Origin of the sequence: Pseudomonas sp. p21 (assembly GCF_001642705.1) — a bacterium.
In the GTDB taxonomy this organism is placed as follows: Bacteria; Pseudomonadota; Gammaproteobacteria; order Pseudomonadales; family Pseudomonadaceae; genus Aquipseudomonas.
The window spans coordinates 323,063-349,118 of the sequence record NZ_LWBV01000005.1; the positions used below are offsets into that span (position 1 = coordinate 323,063).

General features: G+C 63.5%; 22 protein-coding genes. 9 read left to right on the forward strand and 13 right to left on the reverse strand.

The annotated features are described in order from the left end of the window. The first annotated feature begins 63 nt into the window (after positions 1-63). Positions 64-750, forward strand: a complete 687-nt coding sequence (locus tag A4C63_RS17065) for an AraC family transcriptional regulator (protein WP_063913713.1) — start codon at positions 64-66, stop codon at positions 748-750. On the opposite strand, the gene A4C63_RS17070 is transcribed toward A4C63_RS17065, so the two are convergent. The 4 genes from A4C63_RS17070 to A4C63_RS17085 form a co-directional block, all read right to left on the reverse strand. After that, entirely contained in the window at positions 733-1,614 is an 882-nt protein-coding gene (locus tag A4C63_RS17070) for a sterol desaturase family protein (RefSeq protein ID WP_063913714.1), read from the reverse strand. The genes A4C63_RS17065 and A4C63_RS17070 overlap by 18 nt on opposite strands. A gap of 123 nt (positions 1,615-1,737) precedes the next feature. Next, positions 1,738-2,517, reverse strand: coding sequence for an alpha/beta fold hydrolase (locus A4C63_RS17075; protein WP_063913715.1), 780 nt, complete (start codon positions 2,515-2,517; stop codon positions 1,738-1,740). Continuing rightward, positions 2,514-2,939, reverse strand: a complete 426-nt coding sequence (locus A4C63_RS17080) for a VOC family protein (protein ID WP_063913716.1) — start codon at positions 2,937-2,939, stop codon at positions 2,514-2,516. The genes A4C63_RS17075 and A4C63_RS17080 overlap by 4 nt, the downstream gene beginning before the upstream one ends. 227 nt (positions 2,940-3,166) lie before the next feature. Further along, entirely contained in the window at positions 3,167-4,093 is a 927-nt protein-coding gene (locus tag A4C63_RS17085; protein WP_063913717.1) for an alpha/beta fold hydrolase, read from the reverse strand. Positions 4,094-4,346: 253 nt separating this feature from the next. Here A4C63_RS17085 and A4C63_RS17090 point away from each other — a divergent pair, with 253 nt between their 5' ends. After that, a complete protein-coding gene (locus tag A4C63_RS17090) occupies positions 4,347-9,221 on the forward strand; it encodes an NEL-type E3 ubiquitin ligase domain-containing protein (protein ID WP_371106081.1) in 4,875 nt (1,624 codons plus the stop codon). Positions 9,222-9,228: 7 nt separating this feature from the next. Here A4C63_RS17090 and A4C63_RS17095 read toward each other — a convergent pair whose 3' ends face one another. Then, the gene (locus tag A4C63_RS17095) at positions 9,229-11,745 is read right to left on the reverse strand and encodes a UvrD-helicase domain-containing protein (RefSeq protein ID WP_063913718.1); all 2,517 of its coding nucleotides are present in this window, start codon (positions 11,743-11,745) and stop codon (positions 9,229-9,231) included. A 175-nt stretch (positions 11,746-11,920) separates the two neighbouring features. On the opposite strand from A4C63_RS17095, the gene A4C63_RS17100 reads away from it, so the two are divergent. After that, a complete protein-coding gene (locus A4C63_RS17100) occupies positions 11,921-12,619 on the forward strand; it encodes a pirin family protein (RefSeq protein ID WP_063913719.1) in 699 nt (232 codons plus the stop codon). Positions 12,620-12,794: 175 nt separating this feature from the next. Here A4C63_RS17100 and A4C63_RS17105 read toward each other — a convergent pair whose 3' ends face one another. The 7 genes from A4C63_RS17105 to A4C63_RS17135 form a co-directional block, all read right to left on the reverse strand. Further along, the gene (locus tag A4C63_RS17105) at positions 12,795-13,694 is read right to left on the reverse strand and encodes a transporter (RefSeq protein ID WP_063913720.1); all 900 of its coding nucleotides are present in this window, start codon (positions 13,692-13,694) and stop codon (positions 12,795-12,797) included. Between the two features lie 77 nt (positions 13,695-13,771). Beyond that, on the reverse strand, positions 13,772-14,833 hold the full coding sequence (locus A4C63_RS17110) for an NADH:ubiquinone reductase (Na(+)-transporting) subunit F (protein ID WP_063913721.1): 1,062 nt from the start codon (positions 14,831-14,833) through the stop codon (positions 13,772-13,774). Positions 14,834-14,844: 11 nt separating this feature from the next. Further along, positions 14,845-15,204 carry a phenol hydroxylase subunit P4 gene (locus tag A4C63_RS17115; RefSeq protein ID WP_063913722.1) on the reverse strand — a complete coding sequence of 120 codons (360 nt, stop codon included), beginning with the start codon at positions 15,202-15,204 and terminating at the stop codon, positions 14,845-14,847. A 65-nt stretch (positions 15,205-15,269) separates the two neighbouring features. Continuing rightward, positions 15,270-16,784: an aromatic/alkene/methane monooxygenase hydroxylase/oxygenase subunit alpha gene (locus tag A4C63_RS17120; protein ID WP_063913723.1), complete on the reverse strand. Its 1,515-nt coding sequence runs from the start codon at positions 16,782-16,784 to the stop codon at positions 15,270-15,272. Positions 16,785-16,815: 31 nt separating this feature from the next. After that, positions 16,816-17,085, reverse strand: coding sequence for an MmoB/DmpM family protein (locus A4C63_RS17125; RefSeq protein ID WP_019097310.1), 270 nt, complete (start codon positions 17,083-17,085; stop codon positions 16,816-16,818). Then, positions 17,082-18,077: an aromatic/alkene monooxygenase hydroxylase subunit beta gene (locus A4C63_RS17130; protein ID WP_063913724.1), complete on the reverse strand. Its 996-nt coding sequence runs from the start codon at positions 18,075-18,077 to the stop codon at positions 17,082-17,084. Before A4C63_RS17130 ends, A4C63_RS17125 begins: the two co-directional genes overlap by 4 nt. 55 nt (positions 18,078-18,132) lie before the next feature. After that, positions 18,133-18,390 carry a phenol hydroxylase subunit gene (locus tag A4C63_RS17135; RefSeq protein ID WP_063913725.1) on the reverse strand — a complete coding sequence of 86 codons (258 nt, stop codon included), beginning with the start codon at positions 18,388-18,390 and terminating at the stop codon, positions 18,133-18,135. Between the two features lie 373 nt (positions 18,391-18,763). On the opposite strand from A4C63_RS17135, the gene A4C63_RS17140 reads away from it, so the two are divergent. Together A4C63_RS17140 and catA are read left to right on the forward strand one after the other, a co-directional pair. Further along, positions 18,764-20,467, forward strand: a complete 1,704-nt coding sequence (locus A4C63_RS17140; protein ID WP_063913726.1) for a sigma-54-dependent Fis family transcriptional regulator — start codon at positions 18,764-18,766, stop codon at positions 20,465-20,467. Positions 20,468-20,633: 166 nt separating this feature from the next. Beyond that, positions 20,634-21,533 (forward strand): catechol 1,2-dioxygenase, encoded by a 900-nt coding sequence (gene catA, locus A4C63_RS17145; RefSeq protein WP_063913727.1) that lies wholly within the window; start codon positions 20,634-20,636, stop codon positions 21,531-21,533. A gap of 426 nt (positions 21,534-21,959) precedes the next feature. Here catA and A4C63_RS17150 read toward each other — a convergent pair whose 3' ends face one another. Next, positions 21,960-22,445 (reverse strand): isochorismatase family cysteine hydrolase, encoded by a 486-nt coding sequence (locus A4C63_RS17150; RefSeq protein WP_063913728.1) that lies wholly within the window; start codon positions 22,443-22,445, stop codon positions 21,960-21,962. A 284-nt stretch (positions 22,446-22,729) separates the two neighbouring features. On the opposite strand from A4C63_RS17150, the gene A4C63_RS17155 reads away from it, so the two are divergent. The 4 genes from A4C63_RS17155 to A4C63_RS17170 are packed head-to-tail and all read left to right on the forward strand — an operon-like array spanning position 22,730 to position 26,055. Further along, entirely contained in the window at positions 22,730-23,506 is a 777-nt protein-coding gene (locus A4C63_RS17155; protein WP_063913729.1) for an ABC transporter substrate-binding protein, read from the forward strand. Between the two features lie 25 nt (positions 23,507-23,531). Further along, positions 23,532-24,221 carry an ABC transporter permease gene (locus A4C63_RS17160; RefSeq protein ID WP_063913730.1) on the forward strand — a complete coding sequence of 230 codons (690 nt, stop codon included), beginning with the start codon at positions 23,532-23,534 and terminating at the stop codon, positions 24,219-24,221. A gap of 13 nt (positions 24,222-24,234) precedes the next feature. Further along, positions 24,235-24,933 (forward strand): ABC transporter permease, encoded by a 699-nt coding sequence (locus A4C63_RS17165; protein ID WP_063913731.1) that lies wholly within the window; start codon positions 24,235-24,237, stop codon positions 24,931-24,933. Positions 24,934-24,942: 9 nt separating this feature from the next. Continuing rightward, the gene (locus A4C63_RS17170) at positions 24,943-26,055 is read left to right on the forward strand and encodes a succinylglutamate desuccinylase/aspartoacylase family protein (protein WP_063913732.1); all 1,113 of its coding nucleotides are present in this window, start codon (positions 24,943-24,945) and stop codon (positions 26,053-26,055) included. Position 26,056: the final 1 nt, after the last annotated feature.

The window sequence follows — 26,056 nt, forward strand, 5'->3', positions numbered from 1 at the left end:
ACTGAAGCATAATAGGCTTTGCCGGGATATCCACTGGCACGACCAGGCGCACAAGAGGGCTGCATGAACGATAAGGCGACACAGGGCTGGCAAGGCGATATCTGGTTGGCGGGCGATCACTGCCTGCTGCTGACCACGCTAGGCAAAACCGACAGCCACGCGCATTACGCGCACCAGGTATTGATCGGCCTCGGTGCGGATGTCGAGGTATGCCTGGGCGAGCAGCGCTATAGCGGCCAGCAGGTGGTCATCCCGTCGCAGCAACCACACGCCATCCTCAGCCATGGCATACCCTGCCTTACCTTGTTCGCCGAGCCCCTGGCGTTCGACGTGGCAGACCTGGCACAGGTCTGCGAGCAAGCCGGCAACAGCCCTGAGCAACTGGCCGAGTGCCTGCGGCAGTGGCCCCGCCGCCCGCTCGACCCGCGTCTGAGCAAAGCACTCAAGCGCATCCGTGCGCTGGACGAACGGGCCCTGCCGGCCTACGAACTGGCCAGTACCGCCGCGCTGTCGATCAGCCAGTTGGAGCGCCTGTTCAGCGGCACGCTGGAGCTGTCGGTACGGCGCCTGGTGCTGTGGCAGCGCCTGCGCGTGGCCCTGCAATTGGCGTTGGGCGGCGCCAGCCTGACCGAAGCAGCACTGCTGGCAGGGTTTGCCGACTCGGCGCATTTTACCCGCAGCGTGCGCCGTCAGTTCGGCATGCCCCCCGGCACCGCCTTGCGTCGACTGCGCCTACGCACGTTCGGCTAACGCCTGGCGCAGTGCTGCCGGCAGCAGGGCCGGTGGTTGCGCATCGCCGCTCACCCAAGGCTCACGCAGTTGCGCCAGGTAGGCCTGCGGATAATCCGGCCGGTCACCGATCCCCATGTCGTCATCTGCCAGCGCGTAGCCTGGCAAGTACAGCACCGTGCCAAGCAGACGGTCCCATAGCGGGAAGAACAGTGCGAAGTTGACGTCACCGGTGGTGCCGTACTTCAGGTGGTGCAGGCGGTGCACCGGCGCCCAGGCGAACACATGACGCAAGCCGCCGATGCGCATGTCCACGTTGCCGTGCTGCAGCAACAACTGGATCGACACGCTGAACGCCAGCAGTGTAGCCACCTCGACAGGCAGGCCGAGCACCAGCAACGGCAGAGTCCCGCCCAGGGTTTCGAGCAGTTGGTGCACGGGGTGTTTCAGCAAGCCGTTGAAGCCGTACAGCCGGGTAACGCTGTGGTGTACCGCATGCAGCCGCCACAGCAGCGGGCTGCGGTGGCTGGCGTAATGCACCAGGGTGATGCCCAGGTCCGCTACCACGATTGCCAACAGCAACTGCAAGGCCAGCGGCCAATGGACGGGCCACAGGTCGGTTGCCGGGAGGCAGCTGGCCAGCAGTGGGATGGATGCCACGCTGGAGAGGGTCAGGCACTCGTTGACCAAGGCATGGCAAAGGTCACGTCGACCCTCGCCTTGCGTCTGGTTCCAGGCGGTCTTGTAAGGGATGAGCCATTCGCAGGTGAATGACAGCAACACAGCGCTGGCCAGCAGTGGCAACAGCCACAGCGGGCGGGTTGCCAGCGCCAGTGCAGCGGCGATGAAACCGAAGAAGAACAATGGGGCGTAGAGGATACGCATGGGTGGCTCCAGGCAAGTTGGAGCCGCCAGTGTTGGCCCAGGGGCAAGGTGGGCGCTTGAACGAACGGCGCATGTAAGCCCCACGCGCGCCTACAGGGACCGTAGCCAGTTTCAAGCGAACGTTTAGCGCAAGAACTGTACGACCTCTGCCAATACCCGCTCAGCCTGCTCTCGGTGCGGTACATGCCCACAGCCCTGCAGCAGCCGCATCACCCCCGGCCCGCCAGCCAGCGCCACCAGCCGTTCGGGATGTGCAGGCGAGCCGAACTCGTCGTTATCGCCATGCAGGCTCAATAGCGGGCAGCGTACCTGCGCCAGCACGGCATCCAGGCTCCAGCCGGCAAAGTCCTCGGCCAGCCAGTTGTCCACCCAGGCGCGCAATACCCACTCGGCCTTGCCGCCATGGTAGCGCTCCAGCCGTTGCAACTGCCCGGGTTCGGCAAACTGCCGGTCGGCCACGCGAATGCCTTCAAGGGTACGAGCCTCGACAAACGCCTGTGCCGATTCGGTAATCAGCCCCGCACACTGGCTGGCGAACGCCGCCGCACAGGCCACAGCCATGCCGCCGCCAACGCTGTGGCCGAAGACAATGAAATCGCCAATGCCAAAATACGCGCGCAGCGCCGTGAACCCCTGCTGCGCCTCGTCCTCGACAAAGCCCAGGCGCAACCTGCCCGGGTGGACGTCGGAGCGGCCAAAGCCCAGGCGATCGTAGGCGATTACCCGGTGCCCGGTGGTTTGCGCAAGCTGCGCCGGGAACTCGCGCCACAAGGCGACGCAACCCAGCGAATCATGCAGCAGGACGATCGGCGCGCCCTGCGCCTGCAGTGGCGCCCATTCCTGGGCGAACAGCTTGCCTTGCGCGGTGTCGATCCAGTGCTCGCGGGTGTGCAGGTTACTCATGGCGCCTCCGCTGCCGGTACCGGCCCTTTCAGCTCGACCTGGTTACCGTCCGGGTCGTAGCAGTACAGCGACAGGCCCTCGCCTTCAGCGCCATAGCGCTTTTCGGCAGGTTCGACCTTGACCCCCGCGGTTTGCAGGTAGGCCGTCAGTGCCGGCTCGTCGAACGGCTCGATGCGCAGGCAGAAATGGTGCAGGTTGCGCCCCTCAGCCCGCGGCGCCGCCCCACCAGGCTGCCCCAGGGGGCCGTCCAGGGTCACCAGGTCGATCATCGCCGTGCCGGTAGCCAGGTGGACCATACCCAGGTCTTCACGCACGCGGCTGACCGTGCAGCCGAGCAGCTCGGTGTAGAAGGCAATGCTGCGCGGCAGGTCGCTGACCCGCAGGACGAGGTGGTCGATGTGCTTGATGGCGAACGGTCGCATGCCGGGGCTCCTTGTGGCTGCTGGATTCCTGTAGAGGATCGCCCAGCCCTTTGGGCTGCGCTGTCACGCAAAGAACTCGATTCGCAAGCGGTCCACGTACCCTGTGGCAGCGGCTTCAGTTGCGAAGAATCCAGCGCGTTGTATGGCACCGGCTGCGCCGGTGTGCGCGGCTAAAGCCGCTCCCACAGCCACCATAGCCCAGGTCCGCACGGCATGACCAGGTTCACCTACTCGTTCACCAACCGTTGCAGCACGTCCCCTTCATGACGGGCCAGGATGCGCAACAATTGGTCGACCAGCGCCCGGTCCGGTGCATCCAGGTGGAAGTGGTGCCCGCCCGGATGCCAGGAGATCTTCGCCTGGCTGGGCAAGGCCGCCTGACGCCGGTTAAAGGCCTCACCGGTGAATGCCCCCTGGCGGCCGAACAGCAGGTACAACGGGCAACGGATCTGGCTGAGCAGGTCGCAGGCTTCGCGCTCGGTCAGCGGCATGGGCTCGGGCAGCACCAGGCGCGGGTCGTGGCGCCAGCAATAACCCTCGCCCAACTGCAGCAGGTCACGCAGCGCCAGCAGCCGCGCTGCCCCTTCCGACAACTCGGTGTCCAGGCGCTCGCGGCGTTGCTCCAGGGCCGTTTCCAGGTCCTCGAAACGGCCGACGGCCGGCTCGGCAAAGCCCTGCAACTGGCTGCGCTGCACCATACGCTTGAGCCGATAGGCCCGGGCCAGGTGTTGCACGCGGTCATCCTCGGCCACCGTGAATGGTGCACCCATGCCGTCGAGGAAGGTCATGCTGGCGATACCGCTGGTCATGGCCGCCAGCAGCGACGCCACCCCGGTACCCATGCCATGCGCCAACACATGAAATTGCGCCAGGCCCAGGCTGTCGGTCACCGCCAGCATGTCCTCGGCATGTTCCCACAGGTAGTAGCCACTGTCGTGGCGGCGATGGTCCGAACGGCCGTGGCCGACCAGGTCGGGAGCTACCACGAAGCAGCCCTCCAACAACGGCCCCAGGCGTTCGAACGAGGCCGCATTATCCAGCCAGCCATGCACGGCCAACACCGGGATGCCGTCTTCCGGCCCCCAGGTCCGTACCGCTATCTCAATACCGTTGAGGTCCAGCAGGTAATCCTTGGGACTGCACAGCGAATGCATCGTAGTTCTCCCTGACAGAATGCCGACCTATGGCCAGGCATCACATGGCGCCGGCCCCACCCCATGCGCCGGCGTCACCCATACAGCATGCCTACGCCATGCCGTACTCCACCATCTCCCACCAGCCCTGCCCGCGCTGCTCCCCTACCGACGCTCTCGTGCACAGGACCGACCTGTGCATTCAACTAAATACCACCGCATGCCGAGGCGAAACCTGTCGACTGATGCCTCCATTGACCACGGAGCATTCAGCATGTCCACCACCCCGGTGTCTTTCCATCAGGCCCAGATTGTCCGTAACCTGCCTGCCTGGGCCCGAACGATGCACCCCGACCACACCCGCCGCGTCGTGCAGAGCATGCGCAAGGACTACCTCGACGAAAACGGCTCGCCTTACGCTTGGTACGCTGCAGCTAGCGATGAAGATCAAGCACAGGTTCGGCAGCTGATTGACTCTCGCGATGCCGGCTTCAAGGCACTGCGAGTCGCGCTCAAGGACTTCAGGCAAATAAGCGAATTCTGCAAACCCTTGCTGGAGAGCCGACTGGGTCAGAATGTCAATGTTGACGAAGCCCAGTATCTGCACCAACCGTTCAAGAGATTCATCACGTTGCAGAATCCTCCCGGCCTCGAAATTTCAATCGACGGTGACGACTCGTACATCGAGTGCCGCGACGGGCCGCCACAGAGGCGTTCGTTGCTGGAAGCTGCACTGCATAACTTCGAAGGCCCTGGGGAGGTGGGGCCATTCGACGCCCTGACCGTTGGCCCGAAGAACGACACTTCACTTTCCGGTCTCGAACTCAAAGCTTTCGTCAGCCTTTGCCGCAGCCTGGACCTGGGCCAACAGTACCAAGACCACTTGCAGAGCATTTATGAAGGCCCAACTAAGGCCACGATCGAGCAGCTGTGGACCGATGCAAGCCGGCAGGCATTGAAAGCCGAAGCAATGGTCGCTTATCTCAAGAACCTGTTGACGCTCAAAGGTCGCGACGCCCTGGTACAGCTATGCGACAACGAAAGCACGCCGCGCTACGGCGATCACAAGCTTCATTGCTGGCGCTTCAGCCTGTTCGGCATCCCGATTCATGACGTACTGCTGATAGGCCCCGATGAAGCCGACCAGAGCAACCCCTGCATGCTCTACATTCCCCAGGATACCCAACACCCGGTGAGGGAATTTGCTTCCTTGCGAGAGGCCGGCGCTCACGTACGTCAACGCCTGCTGCAAACCACGTTTCGCCACCACTTGATCAGCTTCGCTTACAAGGACCGCCAGGTCGAACTTGGCCGCAAGCTCGAAAATGCGCTGTTCGAGCAAAGCGCTTCAACGCGCAAACCCAAGGAAAAGCCTGAGCTGCACTTCAGCCGGACGAGCCTGGCCCTCCCTATCTGGCAAGTGCTTTACAAAGACCACAAGCGCCGCCTCAAGGCAGATGCCAGAACGATCGCGGTGCCGACCGCCGATGCCGACGCCAAGGCACGCAAGGAACGGCTGCAGCATTGGCTTGACGCAGGCATGAACATGCTCAATGTGGCCGCCTTCTTCGTGCCTGGGCTGGATGCCGTGATGCTTGGGGTATTTGCCTACGATCTCATGGATTCGGTGTTCATCGGTTTCGAAGCCTGGGAAGAAGGCGATACCCAGGAAGCGCTGCAGCAACTGGAGTCACTGGCCATCAATGCGGCCGTGATTGCCGGTTTCGCCGTCGGCAGCCAGGCGCTCAAGGCATCAGGGTTCGTCGATGCGTTGAACAGTGTCTGGAAAGATGGCCGCGAACGGCTTTGGCACCCCGACATGAGTCCTTACAGCACCTTGAACACGTTGCCGGTCGATGTACAGCCGAATTCCGAAGGGCTCTACAGCATCGATGACAAACCCCATGTCCGGCTTCAAGGCAAACTGTATGAGGTGTTCGAAACCAACGGACAGTGGCGTGTGCGCCACCCGAACGACCCCGATGCCTACACCCCGGTTTTACGCTACCTGGGTGACCAGCGCTGGCAATTGGCCCACGACAACCCGCTCGAATGGGACGATACGCAGTTGCTTGAGGAGCTGGGCCGGTTCAGCCAAGGGCTGGATGCATCGGAGCGTCTTACCGCGTTGCGTATTACCGAAGTCGATGCTTCCACTTTACGCCGCAACCAGATCACCGGGTCTCCGCCGCCGGCCTTGCTGGCCGATGCCATGCTGCGCCTGCGACTGGACAACGACGTACAGAGCATCATCACCCGGGTACGTCATGGCCTGCCCTTGGCTGCACACATGAACTTCGCGCTGCCGGAACTGGTGCGCCTGCCTGGCTGGCCAGCGCGCTACAGACTGAAAGTCTTCACCGGTGCCGAAAAATGGGGAGAGGCAGTCTACTTCGGCACGCAGCCAAAACCCGACACGTTGCAGATCGAGATCGGCCGCTCAGAGCTCGACGAAGGCAAAATGAGCGAGATTGTACTGGCAGGGATGGCCGAAGACGCCATACAACAGCTACTGCCAGATACTGCAGCAGAGCAGCGTCCGAGCGCCCTGAGCGAGCTATTGGCCAACCGCCTGACAGCGCGTCGTAGCGAAGTCTTCGCGAGCATGCTGGAAAGCCACCGACCGTCGCTTGGCGACGAAGCGCAGACCCTGGGCCGCCAGTTTCCCGGTTTGCCTGACAATGCCCTGGAAGAGCTCGTCACGCATGCCGGCAGCACCGAACGCGAGCGCATGAAGAGTGGCCGTGTGCCCTTGCGCGTGGCTGAAGAAGCCCGCTACCTGCAAGCCCGCGCCCGCCTCGATCGTGCCTTGCTTGGTCTCTATCGACCAGGCCTGAGCAACGCCGACAGCCAACTGCTGCGTGACGCATTGGCAGCCAGGCAGCCGCAAGCAAGCGACGCCGAGCTGCTGGCTAGCGCCCTCGCCGACCGCCCTGGCTGCGCCACGCTGCTTGGTCAACAGCCCATCAAGCCAGGCTTTCGTTCGCCCATGCGCCTGGCACATGGGCAAATCGGTTACCCGCTCAGTGGTCGAGGTGCAGCCCCGCTCAGCGCAAGCGCCGCAACACGTCGGCTCAAGTCACTTTTCCCCTCACTGAGCAGCAGCCAGATCAGTGCACTGCAGGTCGAACTGGGCCAGAGCGGTGACCTGGGGTCGGAGATCCGGCGACTGCAGACAGAATGGAGCAATCTGAAGCAGGACTTGGATAGATGGTGCTCTAGCACGCACAGCATTGAACTGTTTGAGCGACAAGAATTTGCGGGACTGCTCAAGAATGCCTGGCGGCGGGAGGAACCTGGCAACCAGGGCAGGCTCATCCTGGAACGAATGCATTTATCCGAGTTGCCAGCGATCACGGCCCGCCTGCCCCATATCCGTGAACTCAGGCTGATCGGGCTGGAGCTGCAGCGACTGAACACCGCGTTCCTGTCATGCTTCCCCAACCTGCAAGTGCTGGAAGTGACGGGCAACCCGAATATCGACGCAGAATCGCTGCTCCAGGCACTTGCGTCGGTGCCCAGGCTGCGCACGCTGGACCTGACCGGCAACGCCCTTGCTACCCTCTCACCCACCGCACAGCGGGTGCTGGCTGCGATGCCAGGCCTGCGCCAGCTGAATCTGCGCCGCAACCAACTGACACTGGATCAGGCAACATTGACGTTCCTCTGCCGCCGGTCACTGGAGGTCCTGCGGCTGGGGCACAATCGCATCACGCTCGATGAAAACCTCGCCACGCGCTTCCAGGACATGATCCACCTGCAGCGACTGGACCTGGACTTCAACCCGCTGCAGCATGCGCCTGATGTAAGCTACATGGCGCGGCTGCAGCACCTGAACCTGTACAACAGCGATCTGCAGGCATTGCCCACTGGCCTGACCACCCTGATGAGCCAGTCACAGTACCAGTTACGCTACCTGGAACTCTCATCCAACCGCATTCGCCATGTTCCGGACCTGGCAAGCATCCTGCGCAGCCCCTATGCGCGGGATGTCGCCGCCCGCCTGCCTGAGCGCCGCTGGCTGTTCAACTACAACAATCTCGAAGCCGAGTCGGCCAGACGCCTGCGAGCCAGCGGCGTCAATATCTACGAGCAAGAGCCCGAAAGGCCAGAGTGGCAAGGACTCTGGCGCGATTCTGCGACCGACCATCAGAATCAGCTGTGGTCCGACCTGTTCGATCACGACGACCATGGCGACCTGCAAGCGGTGTTTGAGCGCCTGGCCAATTCGGTGGAAGCACGAAGAGATCCGGAAGACTTGCAAAGACGAGTGTGGACGCTGTTGGAGCAGGCTCACGAGGAAACGGCGCTGCGCGAGCGGCTGAACGAGGTGGCGCAAGCCTTCCCCCCTACTTGCGGTGATGCCGGCGCCGATGCATTCAGCGCCCTGGAGGTGGAGCTGCTGGCCTACCAGGCGTCAGGGCAGGCACGGGACACGGCCAAGCCGCTGTTCGACCTTTACCGCAAGCTGTATCGTCGCGAGAAAGTCAACGAACTGGCCGATCGCATCAGCCTGCAACGCACCTTGCGCAAGCAGGCGCTGCAGGAAAATGCCACGGCCGAGCAGTTACCGGCGCATGACGTACTGGATGTACCGGCGGCTTTCCCCGATACAGAACTGGCCACGGGCCTGGTCGATGATATCGAAGTCCGCCTGGCACTGCGCCAGTCCTTGGCCGAGAAGCTTGATTTCCCCGAACCCAGCAGTGGCATGCTCTATCGGGATACCGCAAGGATCAACCAGCAAATCATCGACAACGTGCACGATGCCGTGCGCAAACTCGATGCCGACACCACCGCCCGACAGCAGTGGATGACCGAACAGCCGGTCTGGGTTGACTACCTGAAGCGCCAATATGCCAGCCAGTTCGAAGCCATTACCGACTTCTGGCGCCCGGGCCTCGATTACCTCTTTTATTGCCTGGATGAAAGCCAGGAGCCGATCACTCACCTGGACAACGCGATATTACGTGCATTGGCCCCGGAAATGCCTGCCCCAGCGCTGGACGAAAACGGCACGCTACGTCGGGTTCCTCTCAATGAGGCCGCCTATGTCAAGGCCACGAACGCCTTGACCCACGAACAGCAACAGGTGGAAGCCGGGCTGTTGCTGAGCCTTACCCGGCAAACGGAAGTCCTCGGTACCTGAACGCTGATCAATGACCCCGCAGGTCTTCGAAGAAGGCCTGCCGCCCATCCACCTGGCTAGACGCACGAGGCGCGGCCGCCGCCTCTGCGTTGGCTGCCTCCACATGCCAATAGCAGTGTCTGACCGCGCGGGTTACCGCCACGTAGGCCAGGCGCTGCACCTCTTCTTTCTGCGCGGTATCGAAGGGTTGAGCATCACCGGCCTTGCCCAGCCCGGCCTGGCGATACACCTGGTTCTTGTAGGGCGAGCTGGTCAGGTACTGGCAGTCGCCCAGCATGAACACTGCATCGGCCTGCAAGCCCTTGGCACTGTGGTAGGTCAACTGGCGCAGCCGGCGGTGCTCGGCGGGCAACGCGGCCTCGGCTTGCAGCACGCTTTGCAGGTGGTCGTTCATCAGCGCCCTGTCGCTGCCCTTGCGGTACAGCATCATCACCGTCTCGCCACGCTGGTAGTGCTCGATCAGCGTTTCACCCAAGGCGGCCTCGTCTCGGTCGAACACCTTGACCGGCGAGCCCGGCACCTCGGCCGCCGGGCCACTGGCGCGGGCTTTCTTGCCGGCAATCGTCGGGGTGCCCTTGACCAAGTGTTCGGCCGCATCGATCACTTGTTGCTGGCAACGGTAGTTGTCGACCAGCATCACCCGCGTGTTGACCGGCGACGGGAAGGCCTTGGTGAACTCCATGAAGTACTTGGGCGAACTGCCACGCCAGCCGTAGATCGACTGCCAGTCGTCGCCCACGCACAGCAGTGACGAATGCCGGGCATTGCGCCCGGTGTGCATCGCCGGGCCGCGCCGGCGGATCTCGGCGAGGCTGGCGCGCAGCCAGCTGACGATCTGCGGCGACACGTCCTGGAATTCGTCGATCATCAGGTGCGCCAGCGGCCGCAGCAACGGGTCGGGCAGCAGTTGCAGGTTTTCCGGGTTGTTCTCGCCGAACAAAGCGAACATGCGGTTGTAGCTCATCACCGGCGGCGACTGGTCCAGCAGGTGCACCTCCAGGGCCTTCCAGTACAGGGCCAGGGCCTCGAAGAACAGCGCATCGCTGTCGCCGGAAGGGAAGCTCATCGCCGCCACGGCCGTGTTCACCTCCAGGCCCAGGTTCTCGATGAAGTTCGCCGCTCCGACAAAGGCATCGAGCAGCGGCGCCGGGGCCAGCTCGCCCTTGACCTTGTATTCAAAACCAGGGCCGGCCACGGCATCACCGGCCAGCGAGGCTGCCAGGCGCCGGGCCATGGCGTAGTTGTCGAGCCAGATCAGCGGCTGGTCGCAGAAGGCCTGCAACAGGGTGCGTTTGACCGCCCACTCGGCGCGCACCGCCAGCTTGGCGCCGGGGCGCTGGTACTGCGCGCTTTCCGCCGGGTCGAAGCCCAGCACGAGCAAAGGCCCCTGGCCGGCCAGACGGCCATGCACATGGAAGCGGCTGCCACGGATCTCGATGGTCTCGCGACAGGGTTCGATGCCTTTGATCGGCCAGGCGCCGGCGGCGAACCACAGATCCTCGATCACGTCGCACAGCTCTTCGTCGCGCTGGGCAGCCAGCTGGGTTACCTGCGCGCGCTTCTGCACATCGGGGTTATTGGGGTCCAGCGGTTTCAGCTGCAGGGCTTCGCTGCGCAACAGGCCAACCAGCTCGGCAAAACGTGGGCTTTCGCCCAGCAGGGTGCTGTAGCACTGGTTCAGTTGCTGGCGCTGGGCATCGTTCAGGCGCAGGTCGAACGGGTTGCTCTCGGCCTCGGCCTCACGCCCGGCAGGCATCTCGTTGCCCAGCGTCTCGAACGCGCGCACCTGGCCAAAGCCAGGCAGGCTGCGCACCAGCGGCAGGATGCGCGAATGGAAGGTGCGCACCAGCTCGCGGGCCTGCACCGGTTGCAAGTTGACCTGCCATAGCGCGAACACCTGCAAAAGGCGCTTGATGAAGTCCTTGCGCGACTCGCGGGTGAAGGTGACCACCGTCATCGCATCCAGCTCATAGCCCAGGTAATGACGCAACAGCAGGATACGCAGTACCAGCGAGGTGGACTTGCCCGCCCCGGCCCCGGCCACCACGCAGGTGGACGGCGTATCGCTGAAAATCAGCTTCCATTGCGCGGCGCTGGGTTGGGCCTCGGCGGGCAGGCGCTGGGCGACATCGGCCTTGAAGCGCTTTTTCAGCTCGGCAGTCAGAGGCAGGCGCCAGTCATCGAACAGGTTGTCATCCTGGCCCGGCACGGCGGCGGTGTCGGGGCGGGTATCGCGGATTACCAGCACCTGGCGCCCGGCCTCATAGCCTTCCACCCGCCCCCGCTCGAACCCTTCACGCACGCCATCGGCATGGCCACTGCGCTGGCCGCTGGCGTGGCCGAGGAACCAGGAGTCGCGGTGCTGGGCCTGCAGGCGGGTCAGGCCACGCCCAAGCAGGCGGGCCGCCAGGCGGCGCAACCAGGGCAGCTGGGCAGGAGGGGTAAGGTCGGCGGGGGCCTGGGGTTGCTCGTGGGCCACGGTCACTCCGTTGAAAAACAAAATCAGCGGGCATGTTCGCCGCATCGACAAAAAATCGCCAGCGAATGCTTGCAGATCAGTGGATTAGGCGATGAAGCGGATAAAACACCCCACCCAGACAAATCTAATTTACTGATAATTTTAAGCCGATATTTACGCTTATTTTCGATGTTTCTTTAGCGCATCATGGCGTCATTCCACTGATTCAAGGAGCACGACCATGCTGCAACTGCGACCTTTCGAAAGCCTCGGCCACGCCAACCATGGCTGGCTCGATGCCCACCACCATTTCTCGTTTGCCGAGTACTACGACCCGGCGCGCATGCACTGGGGTAACCTGCGGGTATGGAACGACGACCTGATCGCTGCCGGCAGCGGCTTCCCGCCGCACCCGCACCGCGACATGGAAATCATCACCTATGTGCGTGAAGGCGCGATCAGCCACCAGGACAGCCTGGGTAACAAAGGCCGCACCGAAGCCGGTGACGTGCAAGTGATGAGCGCCGGTACCGGCATCGTGCACAGCGAGTACAACCTGGAAGACGTCGACACGCGTATTTTCCAGATCTGGATCGTGCCGGAGCGCACCGGTGAAGCACCGCAGTGGGGTACCCGGCCGTTCCCCAAAGGTGAGCGTGGCGAAGGCTTCGTGACCCTGGCCAGCGGCCGCGCGGGCGATGAAGACAGCCTGCAGATCCGCACCGATGCGCGATTGGTGGCTGCCACCCTGCGTGCCGGTGAAACTGCCGAGTACCGCTTCGATGCCGCACGCCGGGGTTACCTGGTGCCGGCCAAGGGGCTGGTGGAGGTCAACGGGCTGCGGGCCAAGGCGCGCGATGGTGTGGCGATCGAGCAGGAGGAGGTGCTGCGGGTGACCGCCATCGAGGACAGCGAGATCGTACTGGTGGATGTGGCCTGATGGATCGGGCCAGTTCAGGTTGCCTTGTACTGCCTGCACTGGCCTCATCGCCGGCAAGCCAGCTAACACAGGAACCATGCAGGCCTGAAAATTGATGTAAGGCCTGTACGGTCCCTGTGGGAGCTGGCTTGTGGTGGCGACGAACCGCGGCTATGGGCTGTACAGCAGCCCCTTTTCAGAAGGGCAAGGTCAGCTTCAACCAGTAGGCATCACCCTGTGCACGGTTGCGCACTCCGGTTTCCTTCGACCATTTCGCCGTCACGAACCAGCCATCCTTGCCGCTGTACTTGATCGACGGGCCAACGGCAAAGCTGCGCCCTTTGTTGTCGTCGATGCGCTCGCCATCCTGATTGTCGTCTGTCGTCTGCCGGTAGTAATACCCCCCTACCCCCAGCACCCAACCATTCCAAAGCCCCCAACCCACGGCATAGTCCACATGAAATTCCTGGCCCGAGCGGTAATCGGTGGCCGGGTTGCGGCGGTTGAAGTCGTACATCACCTTGGCATCCAGGTTGAGCCCGGCCGGGTCGACATAGCTCATCGCATACACCGGCTCGAACACCCAGTAGTTGCGCCCGGGGTTGGCCAGGTCATCCTTGTCGTAGCGGCCGGTGGGGGCAATCATGTCGAAAGCCAGGATGCTGTGGAACTTGTCGCTGTGGTGAAAGCCCAGCGCCGGGCCGAAGATCACGTCGCCCAAGCCACTGTTGTGCTGCGACTGACCATTGAGCGACACCTTGACGTCCACCAGCGGCACGATCGCATGCAGCGCCAGGCTGGCGCCCAGCACCGTGTAGTCACTCACCCAGATCAGCCGCGGCACGATGGCGTTGGCGCGCACGCGAAAGTCCACCGGCAGCTTGCGCCCGTCGTTGCCACGCAGGTTGTCGGCTTCGTAATGGTTGACGAACAGCTGGCCATAGAAGCCCGGCGGCGGCATGGCGCCGGACATGTAGTTTTCGGCACCCAGCGGGTACGAGGTGCCGCCCCCTTCGGTGGCATGGGACAGGTTGGCAGCGCCAAACAACGAGGCGCACACGGCAAGGCGAAGCAGGTTCGCTAGGGTCGGGTTCATCGGGTCAACCTTTGTTGTTGTTATCGGTCGGGTGCACGCAGGCCCCCCGCAGGTCAGGGAGCCGGGCAGCAAAGGGTTCAGATGCGCTTGAACAGGGCCGAACGCTGGCCGTCGGCGGCGCCGTCTGCGGCGCTGTAGAAGCGCTCCATGAAGATGTCGCGCTCGAACAGGCGCCCCTGCATCAGGCAAGTGATGGCCGCATCGATCATCGGTGGCGGGCCGCAAAGGTAGGCCTTGTGACCGTTGAAGCGGCCCTCGAAATGCTGCCTGGCCGCGTCGTGCACGTAGCCGCGCACACCTTGCCACTGCACGTCCTCGGCGGCCTGGCTGAGGGCCGGCACGTAGCTGAAATTGGCATGCCGGGTAGCCAGCGCCTCGAACAGCTCGCGGTTGTACAGCTCGGCACGGGTGCGGGCGCCCTGGAACAGGGTGATGCGCCGGGTGTCGCCACGCGCCAGCAGGTCGAGGATCATCGACTGCGGGCTGGACAGCCCCGAACCACCAGCGATGAAAATCAGGTCCCCCGGCTGCGAGCTGCGCACGAAGAACTGCCCGTAAGGGCCGGACAGCTCCAGTGCGTCGCCCACCTTGAGCTGCCGGTGGATGTGCCCGGTAGCCACGCCGCCTTCCACCAGGCGCACATGCAGCTCCAACTCGTCGGCCTGCTGCGGCGGGTTGGCCAGGGAGAACGCCCGGGTGCCTTCGATGCCCGGCAGTTGCAGGTTCACGTACTGCCCGGCCTGGAAGGCCATCGGCCGGTCGAGCTTGAGGTGAACACCGCGGATGGTCGGCGACAATTCCACCAGCCGGGTGACCACGGCGCGGTAGTCCTGCACTGGCAGGCCGGCGAAGTCCGGGTCGACATCGATGTCGGCTTCGATCACCAGGTCGCTCTGCGGGATGGCGCAGCAGGCCAGTACCTTGCCCTCGTCGCGCTCCATGTCCATCAGCGCAAATGACGAGGCCGCCCCCAGGTCGACTTCGCCTTCGAGCACCTGGCACTTGCAGGTGGCACAGGTGCCGTGACCGCAGGCAAACGGCAGCCACACGCCCTGGCGCAGGGCGGCCTCGAGGATGGTCTGGCCCTCCTCCACTTCAATCTGTTCGCCGGTGGGTTCGATGGTGACTTGGTAGCTCATGGCAGCATTCCTCAGTTATGGCTGCCGCCCAGGCCATCGAGGCCAGGGGTATGCAGGTGCAGCAGGCTCTTGTGGGCGATACCGTTGGCGGCCAGGCCACAGGCCAGGTCAGGGCTGAACGGCTGCTCGTCCAGGCGCCAGCGCGCCACGGTAAAGTCGACCCGGGCGGCATCCGGGTGCAGGGCAATGGCCGGCTTGACTACCTGCTCGATGAAGGCGGCGAAGGGTTGCGCCGGGTCCACCGGCAGGGTGAAGGGTGCGCAGAACAGCAAGTGGTTTTCCCAGCACAGGTACACCAGCTGGGCGCCGTGGAAGTTGGCCTGGCGGTCCAGGGGTTGGGCAGTGTAGGTGCCGATGGCGGTCACGGGCATGGCAATGTTCCTCTTGTTCTTGTCGGGGCCAGGGCGCTGCAACGGCGCCCTGGCGCTTCAGTGGCTCAGCCGGCCTGGCGCTCGGTGCCCTGCACGGCCTGCCAGCGCTGCTGTTCGGGTGAGCCCTGGTACTCGAAGTTGTCCTGCCCGGGGGCGATGTTGTAGTAGTCGCGCACCACTGCCTCGACATCGCCGCCACCGCAGTTGCCCTGCAGGATCTGGTGCACCGGCAGCCAGGCCTGCACGTACTTTTCCGGTTCGAAGGCGAAGATGTCGCAGCAGCCATCAGAGCAGAAGTGGTAACGCTCGCCTTCATGCACCAGGCTGCGGTGGCTCAGCTGCGTGGGCGCATCCGGCTCGGTGAAGGCCAGCGGAATCTGGCACACCTGGCACAGCATCGGCAGCGTCGGGTTGTAGAAGCGCTCGCCGCGCGCCTGCAGTTCGCGCCAGTGCTCGTAGCGTGGCCGGTAGTAGCGGTCGAAGGTGTCCGGGTACTTGGCCGACAGCCAGTCCAGTTCCTCGTCGGTGGGGATCCAGGTGTGAAAGTTGGTGGCCTGGCTGTACTGGTAGAAGATCGACCAGGCCTGGTGGCTGATGTGTTCCTTGCCGATGGTGGTCTGCTCGACATACTTGGGCGGGCGAATGCCGTAGCGTTCCAGGTCCTTGAACAGCGCGCCGCCGGCCTGCTCGAAGTACACCTCCCAGGCTTCGGCCCAGGACATCACCTTGTTCGGCAGCATGTAGTCCATCATCATCCCGACCAGGGTCAGCAACCGATAGCCACGCCAGAACCACTTGTCGATCCAGCGCTGCACGATGGGCACGTTGTCCTCGTGCTGTTCCAGCAGGAACTTGATCACCTCCAGGCCCAGGGTCATGTGCCTGGCCTCGTCGGACTGCGCCGAGAAGCCAAAGGTGACCGTGGCCATGTCGCCATTGAACGCCGCGCCCGACATGAACGGCACGAACAGCAGGTTGGTCAGCACGTACTCGAACGAGAACGAAATGGCAGTGAGGAACTCGAACGGGCCAGCCGTGCGCGCATCCTCGAAGAACGACTTGGGCACCGACAGGAACCACACCCGGTCGTGCATGTGGGCAAAGTCATGCAGGCCGTTGAAGTGCTTGTTGTAGTGGCTCATGGCGTGCACCTGGGTCTGCACGTGGCGCAGCTCGTCGATGGCCTGCATCTGGCAGGCCACCCGCGCACCGGCGCCGCCAAAGTGCCGGCCGACCCGGGCGAAGCCTTGGTAGGCCTGGTACTCCAGGGGCGTGACACCGCTCAGGAACAACTTCAGGGCATTGACGTAACGGGCGTCGGAGATGTTCTGGTGGCCGTTGTTCTGGGCAAAGGCATCGAAGATGGCGTACAGCTTCTTCTCTTTCTCGGCCTGGTATTTCCAGTAGGCGTCCATGGTCAGGCGGAACGGGTCTTCCCACTTGTCCCAGTCGGTGATCTTGATACCTTCGAACCGCTCGTAGGGGTAGATGGCGTCCTTGCTCTGGTAGCTCGGCTCCCAGCCCAGGTCTCGGGTCAGGCAGCGGTACTTGTCTTTCTGGTTGAGGCGCTTGGCGGCCATGGTGGTCTCCGGGTTCTTGTCGTTGTGCGGATCAGTTCCAGTGCAGGGCGAAGCAGTCTTCGTCTTCCTCGACGTTGCCACCCAGGGTGATCACGTCGATCAGCATTTCCTGCACGTCCCATTCACGGCCGATTTTTTCTTCCACCGTGGCCCGGTGGATTTCCAGGCGCCCTTCGGCCTGCACGCGGATCATCGCCGGCTGGTGCTGCACCTGGGCGTGGGGATTGTCCTGGGTGATGGCCTCGACGATGTAGCGGGCGCTGTCGTTGTCCTGGAAGGCGATGTAGACGAGGGAAGTCATGCGGCGTCTCCACTGAGGCCGAGTTTTTTCAGGCGTGCGCCAAAGGCGCTGTCGCAGGCATCCAGCGCGTCGCGGCCGGGGCCGGCCTCGGCCAGCGGCAGCAGCGCTTGCACGGCTCGCCCGCGCCATTGGCTGACCCAACCTTCGATCAGCTGGCGGTTGTGCGGGCTCTCGGCGACCGCGGTCTTGACCAGCGCATCGACCCAGCGCTGGCTCTCGGCGAACCACAGGCGCATGAACTCGGTGAGCATGCCCAGTTGCCCTGCCCCGGCGGCCACCAGCTGCGCATCGAAGTGTTCGAACAGCAACGGGTACACCAGGCCGTCGCTGACCAGGTTCTGCGCCAGGCTCAGCTCGAACCAGTCGCGTATCACCAGGCTGTCCTCGACATAGCGCCGCACCCCTTGCCAGGCCGGCTCGTCCAGCCAGCGCTGCTTGGCCTCGGCCAGCAGTGCCAGGCCGTCGTCCTCCAGCAGCAGGCCGATGCGCGACAGGTACTGGGCGATGGCCAGGCGGTCCATGGCCTGGAACATGTGCATCTGGGTGACGCTGGTGCCGAAGGCGTCGGCGGCGATGCCGCTGTTGTTCATGTTGGCGCCCAGTTCGGCGTGGCGCAGCGGCAGCAGCAGGCGTGCGACCAGGGCACGGGTTGCCGCCGGCAGGCTGGCCAGCAGCTCGCGCTTTTCACAGAAGGCAAAGCTGTGCTCGGCGTTTTCCTGCATGCGCGCCCGGGCCTGCACGTACGTGCCGTAGTAGTACTGGCGCGGGTCGCTGACGGCGTACCAGTCGGCCATCTGCAGCGCGGTGCGGCTGGGGTCGTTGAGCAGCTTGTCGGGCTGCCACAGCGGGCGGTAGTGGAAGTTGGTGGCCGCTTCGATGTCGAAACTGGCTTCTTGGTAGCGGCTGGCCGGCTTGTCGCCGAAACGGCGGCGGGTATGGCTGAAGGTCTGGCGGATCGGCTCGACCGTGGCCGTCTTGATCTCGATACTCATGCAAGGCGTCCTGTACTTGTTGTTGTGGGGATGCAACGTGCCGACAAACGGCGCTTCATTCGTCCTCGTCGCGGCTTTCGCCATAGCGCCACTTCTGCATGTCGGCATCGACGGCGGCGGCCATCGCAGCGTCCATGTGGCGGACCCGGTTGCTGGCGCAGAAGCTGGCGAAGGCCGTACGCGGCAGGACCAGTTCGACGAACAGGTCCGGGTAACCGATGGCAAAGTCGAACTCGACAAAGGTGGAGTCCGGCTCGCTGCGTACGCGGACGTAGCGCGGCATCTGCTCGAAGGGTGTGGTGGCTGGGGTCATGCGCGGGTGCTCCAGTTGGACGTGCCAAGGGCAAGAGCAACGGCTGTGCCAGGCGCTTGAAAAACCGCAAAGCCAAGACATAAGCAATTGTTTTTAAAAAATTTTTAAATCATGGATGGGTTGACCAACCCCTGTGCGGCCGGCGCGCCACCGCCGGCCCGATTGATCATTTGCTCAATCGGGCCAGGGCGCTTCGAGCAAATGGCGAACAAGGCCGGCGATTGACTTTTGCGCCGCTTTCAGGCGGTTTAGTAAAAGAGCGACCCGAGCCTTGCCTGCAGCGCCGCGGTCGTCCCGGCGTGCCCAGTACCCGCCTTGCCTGAGCGGGCGCACGCCACCTCCCCATACAACTACAAGCAAGGGGCGCAAGCGAATGATTACCCAGTACAGGGCGCCGGAACCTGCACCGGCGCTGAAGGACCTCACCGAACGGGTGCGGTTCCTCGGCACCGAAGGCAAGATCTGGCTGGACGAGCAGCGCATGCTGCTGGTGCAGGCCGCGACCATGGCCAGCATGCGCCGCGAGCTGATCGAAATGCTCGGTGTGGAGCGGGCCAAGGGCTTCTTCCTGCGCCTGGGCTACCAGTCGGGGTTGAAGGACGCCGAACTGGCGCGCAAGCTGCGCCCCAACGGCAACCCGGTGGAGATGTTCTTCATCGGCCCGCAGCTGCACTCGCTCAAGGGCATGGTCAAGGTGCGCCCGCTACAGCTGGAAATCGACATGGACAGCGGCCACTTCTACGCCGACATCGAGTGGCAGGACTCCTTCGAGGTGGAAAACTGCCAGTCCGAAGGCCTGCATTCCGAACAGCCGGTGTGCTGGATGCTGCTGGGTTACGCGATCAGCTACAGCTCGTTCTTCCTCGGTCGCCAGGTGCTTTACAAGGAAGTCAGCTGCCGCGGCTGCGGTGGCAGCGAATGCCGCATCATCGGCAAGCCGGTGGAACAGTGGGAAGATGCCGAGACTTTCCTGCGCTACTTCCAGAGCGACCCGGTGATCGACGAGCTGCAATCGCTGCAGGTGCAGGTGGCCAACCTGCGCCAGCGTCTGCAGTACGAGTCGGGACAGTTCTACGGCATCGGCCAGTCGGCGGTGTACCGGCGCTGCTGTGCACTGACCGACAAGGTGGCCCCGGGCAAGGCCTCGGTGCTGCTGCTGGGCGAAACCGGGGTCGGCAAGGAGGTGATCGCCCGCAGCCTGCACCTGCGCAGCGAGCGCGCCGGCGCGGCGTTCGTGGCGCTGAACTGCGCGACCATCCCGCCCGACCTGATCGAGGCCGAGCTGTTCGGCGTCGAGAAAGGTGCCTACACCGGCGCCCAGCAGGCGCGCATGGGCCGCTTCGAGCGGGCCAACGGCGGCACCCTGTTCCTCGATGAAATCGTCGAGCTCACGCCGCGCGCGCAGGCCAGCCTGTTGCGCGTACTGCAGGAAGGCGAGCTGGAACGGGTGGGTGACAGCCGCACGCGGCCGGTGGATGTACGGGTGATCGCCGCCACCCACGAGAACCTCGAACAGGCGGTCAAGGACGGGCGTTTTCGCGCCGACCTGTTCTACCGCCTGAACGTGTTCCCGGTGCATATCCCGGCGCTGCGCGAGCGCCGCGAAGACATCCCGCTGCTGATCGAGCACTTCCTCGGCCGCCTGCACCAGAGCTACGGCAAGAAGACCCGTGGCCTCAGCGACCGGGCCTTGCAGGTGTGCCTGCAGTACGACTGGCCGGGCAACATCCGCGAGCTGGAAAACCTCATGGAGCGCGGTGTGATCATCACCGACGAGAACCAGAGCATCGGCCTGGATGCACTGTTCCCGCATGCGCCACCGGCCACCGACAGCATCGGCCTGGGCAGCGATGGTCGGCTGGTGGCGGCCAGTGACCAGGCCGCGCCCGGCTGGGTGGCACAGATTCTCGACAGCGGCACCGGCCTGGATGCCGTCGAGGAAGCGCTGATGCAGGAAGCCATGCAGCGCTGCCGGCAGAACGTCTCGGAAGCCGCGCGCCTGCTCGGCATGACCCGCCCGGCCCTGGCCTATCGGCTGAAGAAATCACCAGGCGAAAGCGTGACCGACAAGCCTTGAGCATTTGCGCAATTGCGCTGGCGCGGATTGATCATATGATCGAGCGCGCGCCGGCGATCGGTACCTAAAAAACAAAAAAATCTTTTATATCAAACAGTTATAAACATGGCATCGCATTTGCCTTGAGCCTTGCACCGCAATAACAACAACGACCGGTGAGGCAACCATGACTGTAGCGATTTCCCATTCCCCCGAAGTACAAGCCTTCTTCGCGAAAGCGGCAGGCGTTGGCAACGACCAGGGCAACCCACGCCTGAAGCAGATTGTGCTGCGTATACTGCAGGACAGCGCGAAGCTGATCGAAGACCTGGCGATCAGCGACGACGAATTCTGGACCGCTGTCGACTACCTCAACCGCTTGGGCAGCCGCAACGAAGCCGGACTGCTGATGGCCGGCCTTGGCCTGGAGCACTTCCTCGACCTGCTCAGCGATGCCCGCGACAGCCAGGCCGGGCATACCGGCGGCACCCCGCGCACCATCGAAGGTCCGCTGTACGTGGCCGGTGCGCCGCTGTGCGAAGGCGAGGCGCGGCTGGACGACGGCTGTGACCCTGGCCAGCCGATGCTGCTTGAAGGCCAGGTGCTGGACCTGGCCGGCCAGCCGCTGGCCGGGGCTATCGTCGACGTGTGGCACGCCAATACCCAAGGCCTGTATTCCTACTTCGATTCCGACCAGTCGGCCTATAACCTGCGCCGCCGCATTGTCACCGACGCCCAAGGCCGCTACCGCGCCCACAGCATCGTCCCCAGCGGCTACGGCTGCCCGGCCGATGGCCCGACCCAGGCCTGCCTGGACCAGTTGGGCCGGCATGGCCAGCGCCCTGCGCATATCCACTTCTTCATCAGTGCACCGGGGTACCGGCACCTGACCACACAGATCAACCTGGCGGGTGACGCGTACCTGTGGGATGACTTTGCCCATGCTACCCGCGACGGGTTGGTGGGCGAGGTGGAACGGCTCGAAGGCGGTGTGGCGCGGGTGGTGTTCGACTTCTGCCTGCAGCCGGCAGCGCATGCGGATGATGAGCAACGCAGCCAGCGGCCGCGGGCCTTGCAAACGGCTTGAGATTGCCGGGGCTGCTTTGCAGCCCTTTCGCGACACAAGGCCGCTCCCACAGAACTGCACACGACTCATTGAATTAGCAGGGACCCTGTGGGAGCGGCTTTAGCCGCGAACACCGGCACAGCCGGTGCCAGGCTCCGCGTTGGATTCTTCGCGGCTAAAGCCGCTCCCACAGACCGCTTGCGAATTCAGTTCTCTACGTGACAGCGCAGCCCAAAAGACTGGGCCATGTCCCACAGAACTGCACACGACTCATTGAATTAGCAGGGACCCTGTGGGAGCGGCTTTAGCCGCGAACACCGGCACAGCCGGTGCCAGGCTCCGCGTTGGATTCTTCGCGGCTAAAGCCGCTCCCACAGACCGCTTGCGAATTCAGTTCTCTACGTGACAGCACAGCCCAGATGCATGCCCGCATGATGCCTGCATGCCTTAGCCTCGTAGGGCCAGTTCGGCGAGCACCTCGGCCGAGGTGGTGACCTGGCGGAAGTGATGCTGCCAAAGCTCGATCCCCAGCTTGCCCGACCTGTCCAGCGAAGACCCTACCGTCATGTCGGTGACCAAGGTGGGCATCAGCCCCGCATCGAACAGGGCAAAACCGGCGGCCAGCACGCAAGTTTCGGTCTGCAGCCCACATACCAGCACCCGCTCCACACCCAGTTGCCGGATGTACTCGATGGCCTCTGCGCTCTGCCCGTAGCCATGCTTGACGAACACCTGGTCGGCTTCGACCAGGCTCTCGTCCTCCGCCGCCGGGTGCCAGCCGAGCTGGCGCTCGAACGGCGTGACCTGTTCATCGTGCAACTCGACCGAGGCAATGGTGGGGATGTTGGCCGACAACCGGCGCAGGCCATCGACCAACCACTCGGGCGGGCTGAAGGTGGACTGGACATCGACGATGAGCAAAACCTGGCGCATGGGCGGATTCCGGTGCTGGCAAAAGGCGCGGAGTATAGCGTGATGCAAGTGCCGTGGTCGCCCAGCGAGCCAGGACACGATACGCCAGGCCAGCCTCGCGCCTCACGCAGCAGCCATCTTCGCACCCACCTCCGTGTACGCCGGATGACCGGCAGTCGCCAGGCTGACACAAATATTTTCATTGATATTGATTTGTGAAATTAAACATGTCATTTTTCTTCATGCCGAACCGAGCCCCACAACGGGCTCAGCCCGGTACTGCCCTATCCACCGGAGTCAATAATATGAACAAGACCGGACTTCTAGGCGCATTGGCACTCTGTGCCTGCAGCGCACTGGCCCAGGCTGACGAAGGCAGCCTGCGCATCGGGATCGAAGTGGCATATCCGCCCTTCTCCTACCGCACCCCCGAAGGCGAACTTGCCGGCTTTGACTACGACATCGGCAACGCCCTGTGCGCGCAGATGCAAGTCAAATGTCAGTGGGTGATCCAGGAGTTCGACGGGATGATCCCGTCGTTGAAGGTGCGCAAGATTGACGCCGTGCTGTCGTCAATGTCGATTACTGAAGATCGGCTCAAGTCCGTCGACTTCACCGACAAGTACTACCACACCCCGGGCAAGTTCGCGATGAAGTCCGGCAGCCAGATCAGCGACCCGACGCAGGACCTCAAAGGCAAGAAGCTCGGCGTACAGCGTGCCTCCACCTATGACCGCTTCGCTACCGAGCAGCTGGAGGATGCAGGTGTCGAGGTCGTGCGCTACGCCTCGCAGAACGAAGCTTTCCTCGACCTGGCCGCGGGACGGCTGGATGCCACCCTCGCCGACATCGTCAATACCGAAGAGAGCTTCATCAAGACGCCCACCGGCCAAGGTTTTGCGCTTGTCGGTCCGGATATCAACGACCCCCGGTACTTCGGTCGGGGTGCGGGGATTGCCGTGCGCAAGGGGGACAGCGCCAACCTGGCGCGCTTGAACGCCGCCATTGCCGCCATTCGCGCCAACGGGACCTACCAGCAAGTGCAGAGCAAGTACTTCCCGTTCGATATCTACGGCCAATAACCCCCGGCTGACGAGGACTTTCATCATGCTTCACGGCTACGGTTCGAGCATTCTCGATGGCGCGTGGTTAAGCATCAGCCTGGCCCTGATGGCGATGGCCCTGGCCATCAGCCTCGGCCTGGCCGGCGCCGCCTGCCGGCTGTCACCACTGCGCTGGTTGGCAGCCCTGGGCGAGATCTACACCACGGCAGTGCGCGGTATTCCTGACCTGGTCCTGATTCTGCTGGTGTTCTATGGCGGACAGGACCTGATCAACCGTCTTGCGCTGGCGCTGGGCTACGAGCAGTACATCGACATCAACCCGTTCATCGCCGGGGTCTGCACCATGGGTTTCATTTTCGGTGCCTATCTTTCGGAGACCTTTCGCGGGGCCTTTCTCGCCATTCCCAAGGGCCAGGCCGAAGCAGGGGCCGCTTATGGCATGGGCAGCCTGCAGGTGTTCTGGCGGATCAGCGTGCCGCAGCTGGTGCGCCTGGCGCTGCCGGGTTTCACCAACAACTGGCTGGTCTTGATCAAGTCGACTGCGCTGATTTCCGTGATAGGCCTGCAGGACATGATGTTCAAGGCCAAGAACGCAGCCGATGCCACCCATGAACCGTTCACGTTCTTCCTCACCGTGGCAGGGCTCTACCTGCTGCTGACCAGCCTGTCGCTGGTGCTGCTGCGCAGCGTGGAAAAGCGTTACTCGTTCGGCTTCAAAGCCGCCGAACTATGAAGGGAAGGTTTGCATGATGCTTGACTACCCACTTATCTGGCAGAACCTGCCGCTGTACCTGAACGGCATTGCGCTGACCCTGAAGGTGCTGCTGATTTCCCTGGCCTGCGGCCTGGCACTGGCTATCCCGCTGGCACTGATGCGCGTTTCGCATTCCTGCCTGCTGCGCTACCCGGCCTGGCTCTACACCTATGTCATTCGTGGCACACCGATGCTGGTGCAGTTGTTTCTGGTGTACTACGGCCTGGCTCAGTTCGAACTTGTGCGTCAGAGCCCGCTCTGGCCGTACCTGTCCAGCGCAACCTTCTGCACCTGCCTGGCGTTCGCCCTCAACACCAGCGCCTACAGCGCCGAGTTGCTGGCCGGTAGCCTGCGGGCCACGCCGCGCGGCGAAGTTGAAGCCGCACGTGCCATGGGCATGTCGCGCCTGGCCTTGTACCGGCGCATCCTGCTGCCGTCGGCCCTGCGTCGATCGCTGCCGCAGTACAGCAACGAAGTGCTGATGATGCTACAGACCACCAGCCTGGCTTCGATCGTCACCCTGGTCGATATCACAGGCGCGGCAAAAACCTTCAACGCTCGTTACTACCTTCCGTTCGAGGCATTCATTACTGCGGGGCTGATCTACCTGGCCCTGACGTTCCTGCTGGTTCGCCTGTTCAAGCTGGCCGAGCGCCGCTGGCTGAAGTACCTGGCCCCACGCAAGCACTGAGGAGCATCCATGCAGCAAATCGACCATATCCTGCCCTGGAGTGCCTGCGGTACCCAGCGCACTCTGCGCCTCTTCCGCTTCGGCAACGGCCCGCGCAAAGCTTATATCCAGGCCACTCTGCACGCTGACGAACTGCCCGGCATGCGCGTGGCGGTGGCATTGAAGGCCCGTTTGGCCGAGCTGGAAGCCCAAGGCCGACTCACGGGCGTGATAGAACTGGTGCCACTGGCCAACCCGATCGGTATCGGCCAGATGTTCCAGGCCACCCATCAAGGCCGTTTCGAGTTCAGCAGCGGCAAGAACTTCAACCGCGATTTTCCGGCACTGACCGAAGCGCTTGTAAGGCGCCTGGAGGGCCATCTAGGCGAGGATGGCGAGGCCAACGTGGCCATCATTCGCCGCACCATGCTCGACATCCTCGACGACTTGCCTGCTGCGCCATCGGAGCTCGAAGGCCTTCGTCGCCTGCTTCTGCAGCATGCGTGCGACGCCGATGTGGTGCTGGACCTGCACTGTGATTTCGAATCGGTGATGCTGCTGTATGCACTGCCGCAAAACTGGCCCCGCTTGCGCTCGCTAGCGGCACGCCTGGGTGCTGAAGCTGCATTGCTGGCCGAGGATGCTGGCGGCAATGCGTTCGACGAAGCCTGTGCGCTGCCATGGGTGAAGCTGGCCGAGCATTTTACGCAGGCAAACATCCCGTTGGCCTGTATCGCCACCACCATCGAGCTGCGCGGCATGGCCGATACCGAGCGAGAACGTTGCCAAGCCGACGCAGAGCACATTCTTGCCTACCTGGCCGACCAGGGCTTGGTCAGCGGCCCATGGCCGGAGGCACCGACTCATTGCTGCCAGGCCACACCGTTTGCCGGCGCCCAGTACGCCTATGCCGAACACCCCGGCGTAGTCAGCTATCTGCAACCTCTGGGTGCGCAGGTTCGAACCGGCGACCCACTGTTCGAAGTCATCGACCCGCTCAGTGACCGCCACAGCGTAGTCAGGGCCACCACCGACGGCATTCTCTATGCCCGCGAACGCCTTCGCTTCGCCCAACCGGGCCTCTGGCTGGCGAAAGTCGCTGGCAACCTGCCCATTCGCCATGGTCGCTTGCTCAGCGACTGAT

Bases quoted from the DNA above. Each gene is read 5' to 3' on its own strand.
- A4C63_RS17065 (WP_063913713.1), top strand. From the start codon at position 64: ATGAACGATAAGGCGACACAGGGCTGGCAAGGCGATATCTGGTTGGCG.
- A4C63_RS17070 (WP_063913714.1), bottom strand. From the start codon at position 1,614: ATGCGTATCCTCTACGCCCCATTGTTCTTCTTCGGTTTCATCGCCGCT.
- A4C63_RS17075 (WP_063913715.1), bottom strand. From the start codon at position 2,517: ATGAGTAACCTGCACACCCGCGAGCACTGGATCGACACCGCGCAAGGC.
- A4C63_RS17080 (WP_063913716.1), bottom strand. From the start codon at position 2,939: ATGCGACCGTTCGCCATCAAGCACATCGACCACCTCGTCCTGCGGGTC.
- A4C63_RS17085 (WP_063913717.1), bottom strand. From the start codon at position 4,093: ATGCATTCGCTGTGCAGTCCCAAGGATTACCTGCTGGACCTCAACGGT.
- A4C63_RS17090 (WP_371106081.1), top strand. From the start codon at position 4,347: ATGTCCACCACCCCGGTGTCTTTCCATCAGGCCCAGATTGTCCGTAAC.
- A4C63_RS17095 (WP_063913718.1), bottom strand. From the start codon at position 11,745: ATGCGGCGAACATGCCCGCTGATTTTGTTTTTCAACGGAGTGACCGTG.
- A4C63_RS17100 (WP_063913719.1), top strand. From the start codon at position 11,921: ATGCTGCAACTGCGACCTTTCGAAAGCCTCGGCCACGCCAACCATGGC.
- A4C63_RS17105 (WP_063913720.1), bottom strand. From the start codon at position 13,694: ATGAACCCGACCCTAGCGAACCTGCTTCGCCTTGCCGTGTGCGCCTCG.
- A4C63_RS17110 (WP_063913721.1), bottom strand. From the start codon at position 14,833: ATGAGCTACCAAGTCACCATCGAACCCACCGGCGAACAGATTGAAGTG.
- A4C63_RS17115 (WP_063913722.1), bottom strand. From the start codon at position 15,204: ATGCCCGTGACCGCCATCGGCACCTACACTGCCCAACCCCTGGACCGC.
- A4C63_RS17120 (WP_063913723.1), bottom strand. From the start codon at position 16,784: ATGGCCGCCAAGCGCCTCAACCAGAAAGACAAGTACCGCTGCCTGACC.
- A4C63_RS17125 (WP_019097310.1), bottom strand. From the start codon at position 17,085: ATGACTTCCCTCGTCTACATCGCCTTCCAGGACAACGACAGCGCCCGC.
- A4C63_RS17130 (WP_063913724.1), bottom strand. From the start codon at position 18,077: ATGAGTATCGAGATCAAGACGGCCACGGTCGAGCCGATCCGCCAGACC.
- A4C63_RS17135 (WP_063913725.1), bottom strand. From the start codon at position 18,390: ATGACCCCAGCCACCACACCCTTCGAGCAGATGCCGCGCTACGTCCGC.
- A4C63_RS17140 (WP_063913726.1), top strand. From the start codon at position 18,764: ATGATTACCCAGTACAGGGCGCCGGAACCTGCACCGGCGCTGAAGGAC.
- catA (WP_063913727.1), top strand. From the start codon at position 20,634: ATGACTGTAGCGATTTCCCATTCCCCCGAAGTACAAGCCTTCTTCGCG.
- A4C63_RS17150 (WP_063913728.1), bottom strand. From the start codon at position 22,445: ATGCGCCAGGTTTTGCTCATCGTCGATGTCCAGTCCACCTTCAGCCCG.
- A4C63_RS17155 (WP_063913729.1), top strand. From the start codon at position 22,730: ATGAACAAGACCGGACTTCTAGGCGCATTGGCACTCTGTGCCTGCAGC.
- A4C63_RS17160 (WP_063913730.1), top strand. From the start codon at position 23,532: ATGCTTCACGGCTACGGTTCGAGCATTCTCGATGGCGCGTGGTTAAGC.
- A4C63_RS17165 (WP_063913731.1), top strand. From the start codon at position 24,235: ATGATGCTTGACTACCCACTTATCTGGCAGAACCTGCCGCTGTACCTG.
- A4C63_RS17170 (WP_063913732.1), top strand. From the start codon at position 24,943: ATGCAGCAAATCGACCATATCCTGCCCTGGAGTGCCTGCGGTACCCAG.